This is a genomic window from Cytophagia bacterium CHB2, from assembly GCA_030263535.1.
Taxonomy (GTDB): domain Bacteria; phylum Zhuqueibacterota; class Zhuqueibacteria; order Zhuqueibacterales; family Zhuqueibacteraceae; genus Coneutiohabitans.
The window spans coordinates 1-3,911 of sequence record SZPB01000479.1 but is presented as its reverse complement, the minus strand read 5'-3'; the positions used below and the strand labels follow the sequence as shown (position 1 = coordinate 3,911).

Here is a 3,911-nt window from a genome sequence, read left to right as displayed (position 1 = left end):
CGGCAATCAGGCCGCCGAGTAGGTAGAAAGCCAGGTACCGGAAATGTCCCAGCGCGCCTTCGATGTTGCCCCCAAAAATCGCCAGCGTCAACATATTCAGAATGATGTGAGGCGTACGGTTGACATCATGCACAAACATCGCGGTCAACACACTCCACCAACTCTCTCCCTGCCATACTTTTTCCGGCACAGCGCCGTATTTCAACACAAGATTAGTCACCTCCTGCCCGGGTAATGCCATCAGATAAAAAAATACCACGAGATTGACCGCAAGCAACAGAGAGTTGACAAGCGGCAAACGGAAACTTGGATTGTAAACCCGAAGAGGAAGCAAACCGCCTCCTGCGCCCGGCGCAGCCGAATACTTTTAAAAAACTATTGCACGGTAAATTTGATTTCCCGCCGTGTGACATTGTCACAGCGATCACGCGCTTGCGCGGCGAGAATATAATTGCCTGGAGTCAAATTCGCCTTGGGACGGTAGGTGAGTAATTTCACCTCCGGATCATACTCGGCAATCACTTTGTTGCCATTCAAACGCATTTCAAGGCTGCGTTCCGACTCAAAACCTGAAACGCTATCATCCACCGTGACGATAAATTTGGGACGGCGATTGGTGATCACGCCATCCGCCGACGGAAATCTTATCTGAACCGTGGGCGCTTGATCGTCACGAATAATCGTATAATCCTGCAAGCTGAAAACTTTGGCAGAAACGGTGCGTTGCTGCACATTCAATCTATTGTCAAGGAATTGCCATTTCTTTTCTTTATCGAGATATGCCACTGCCAGTTGTTTCGGATTTGGCGTGGAATCAGGATAATTTATTTCGATGGTCGCGCCGCTGTTGAGCGGAACATCTTGCGGTTCGATGCGGTAAACGGCGCCGATCGGCCCGGCGGCGGCCGCGATAGTCACTCGGCCATGAATCGGCCAATAAACCGCAGAGGCGTTGAAATGCACGCGCATATTATGATCGTTTGCGCTTAATGTCGTGGCTTGTCGCGGCCGGATTGCGCGATTCGAAAAAACCTCGGTCCATGAAGCGCTGGCGCCGGCATTGTTCTGCGCGGCGACCTGCAGCCGCACGGAATCCGCTGCAATATCCGCAAGCGGCACAAAGCCGAGATAACGTTCCGGTTCTTGCGCAATCAGCGGCGGCGCGATACGGTGATCTCCGGCGGTAAAAACGGCTTGCGGAGGTTGCGCGAATGGTTGCGTGGAGGAGATTTCAAACCGTAAAAACTGCGGTTGAAAATTCTTGTTGACTTCAATTTTGAATGGCCCGGTTGCGACGGTCGATGAATCTATTGTCAAATAAACCGGAAAAGACGAGAAGCCGTGTTGATCGGTTGCTATCAACTTGAGCACACGCGCGCCGCCATGATGAATGAAAATATCCGGTGTGTCAGCGAGGGCGGGCGCGATTTCATCTTGTTCTTGCCAGAATGAGCCGAATTGATTTTCCGGGATTTCAAAATCTTCCGGGCTTGCCAGGGGATCGAATTGGCGGAAAACCGATTCCAAGTCGCGCCATTGCCTGCCCGGGAATAAGCCTGAGGCCGTCACATGATTGATGACATGATCCGGCGCCGTTATCTTGCAAATGACCCGATTCGCTTGAATGGCTTGCAGCTTTGCGGTGATGGCAAAGCGTGTCGCGACCATCAACTTGCCTTCAATAACCCGGTCGTTGCCAAAATAATCTTGCGCCACAATGCGAAAGCGATGTTCACCTTGCGCCAGCCCCTTTCCCGATTGCGAGGTGAAAGGCGGGGCCAGCATGCCCTCCGAATCCGTTAATGCGGATACAGCAACGCTGGGTTCGCCGGCAAGCAAAGCGCCGGCGTTTTCATTTAAAAACGAATAAATGCCGAGCGTGTTGGCAGGATCACGATAGAGCCTGTGCATACGGCCCCAACCCTGCTTGTTCAACCCAAAATCCTGCGCCAATTCGATGAGTGGGTTTTCATCGAACGAGAGCCGGTCAAATTGTGATTGAAACTGCAAACTGTCATCGATGAACAATTGATAACGATACACCCCGAATTGATTGTTTACGCCCGAGACGCGATCAAAAGCGCCCACCGCAAAGCCGACTTTACCGCAGACAGAAATCGGATCAGGAATGACGAAGCGGCCATTGGCATTGAGAGGATGATAAACTTTGGGCAAGAAGTCGCCATCGATCATGGCGCCCGGTTCGAGCGGCGTCAGGGCAATCGTGCTGACGGTTGGCGCCACTTGGTCGAGCACCGGAAAATTTTTCTGCAAGGGATTGAGGGGGCGGCCCTGGCGATCGCGAATCTCAAAATGCAAATGAGGCACGCCGATGCCGGTATCGCCGGTATACGCGATTACCTCGCCCTGCTGTACCGGGAACACGCCGGGCGCAAATGTTTTGTCGATGCGATATTCACCCGCCGCTTCTTGTTCGCGCTCAGCCACGGCTTGCAACTTCTCATTGAAACGTTCGAGATGGGCATATACCGCGCTTTCGCCGGTGTCGAGCCGGACATACAGCGCGCGGCCATAGCCAAACGGTGAAACCACCATGCGTTCAATATAGCCGCTGCGGGTGGCAATCGCTTGATAGCCGGTTTGATTCCAGGTTTTAACATCAATACCCGCGTGAAAACGTCTTGGCCGCGACTCGCCGAAGGACGAGGTGAGATAACGGCTCGCGTCCGTCGGCCAGGCATACTCTTGCGCGCCCAACGGCGAGGCAATGATCAAACCGAAGCAAAGTCCAAAAATTTTTTTCATGCGTAACTTTTCTTTCCTAACATCCGGCTTAATTCCAAAGGTTCATCGGTGATGATGCCATCGACGCCAAATGAGATCATTTCGCGAAATTCTGATTTCGTGTTCGCGCCCCAAACCAGCAGATACAAACCGCGCTCCCGGACTTTGTCTACGAATCGTTGATTGACGACGTTGAGATGAACGTGCAGGCCCTGCACGCCGGTAATGCGGCTAAACGGCGCGCCGGTTCTGCCATGCAACCGCGAACCGGTTAAAATCAAACCGGTGGGAATCGCCGGGGCGAGCGTTGAAAGCTTGCGCAAAACCAGCGGGTTGAACGACGACAAAACGCATTTGTTGGCGGCGTTGAATTCATAGAGCAAATCGAGCAAGGCAGCGAGTTTGCGCTTTTGGATGTTGGACATGGCCTTGACTTCGATGTTCAAGAGCAGGCGTCCGCGCGCCATGGCCAGAACTTCGGCGAGCGTCGGAACCGGTTCACGGCGGAACTGTTCGCTGAATTTGATGCCGGCATCGAGGCGGCGAATTTTTTCGAGCGAGGTGATGCGAATATAGCCGCGCCCGTTGGTTGTCCGGCTCAAGCGCTGGTCATGAAAGACCACCCAATCGTGTGAGCCGCACAAGCGAACATCAAACTCGATGCCGTCGGCGCCGTGCGCGAGCGCAGCTTCGAAGGCGGCCAGAGTATTCTCCGGCGCATGGCTGCGTGCGCCGCGATGGGCAATATTCAACGGCCGCGTTTCACGCAAGCGTTGCAAAAATAAATTTCTCATATTTAACAAAGATAACATGAATCAGTGAAAATTCAATCAGAACTTTGGGAAGTTCAATGGCACCCTGTTGGAGCTTGGCGATATCACATGATTAACGATCTTCCAGAGCGCTGCCCTCCGCTTCTACCCCTCGCTCCTTTGTTTGGGGTTGTTTGTCTGTGCCCTTGAATTCGGCGCAACGCCGTCGCGCTAAGCTGGCGCCAAAAAGTTGTTGCAATTTTGGGGTATTTGCATTTGACTTATCATTACTGCACAAAATCAAATCAGTTCCATCATAATCTCTGCCAGGCGTTTTGCCTGCTGTTGCCGCGAGAATTCTAACGGCGGCGGCGCAACCGCCGGCAACGCGCCGACGCGAAACTCTTTATAAAA

General features: G+C 53.0%; 3 protein-coding genes. All 3 read right to left on the bottom strand.

Going from position 1 to position 3,911, the window contains the following annotated elements; translation table 11 throughout:
- Nucleotides 1-334: rhomboid family intramembrane serine protease (locus FBQ85_27555; GenBank protein MDL1878889.1), on the bottom strand; the 334-nt coding region annotated here is incomplete at its 3' end.
- Nucleotides 335-375: 41 nt separating this feature from the next.
- On the bottom strand, nt 376-2,766 hold the full coding sequence (locus FBQ85_27550) for a M23 family metallopeptidase (GenBank protein MDL1878888.1): 2,391 nt from the start codon (nt 2,764-2,766) through the stop codon (nt 376-378).
- Nucleotides 2,763-3,557 (bottom strand): hypothetical protein, encoded by a 795-nt coding sequence (locus FBQ85_27545; protein ID MDL1878887.1) that lies wholly within the window; start codon nt 3,555-3,557, stop codon nt 2,763-2,765. The genes FBQ85_27550 and FBQ85_27545 overlap by 4 nt, the downstream gene beginning before the upstream one ends.
- Between the last annotated feature and the right edge of the window lie 354 nt (nt 3,558-3,911).

What these genes read in the sequence shown, in the direction of transcription:
- FBQ85_27550 (MDL1878888.1), bottom strand. Translation starts at nt 2,766, where the DNA reads ATGAAAAAAATTTTTGGACTTTGCTTCGGTTTGATCATTGCCTCGCCG.
- FBQ85_27545 (MDL1878887.1), bottom strand. Translation starts at nt 3,557, where the DNA reads ATGTTATCTTTGTTAAATATGAGAAATTTATTTTTGCAACGCTTGCGT.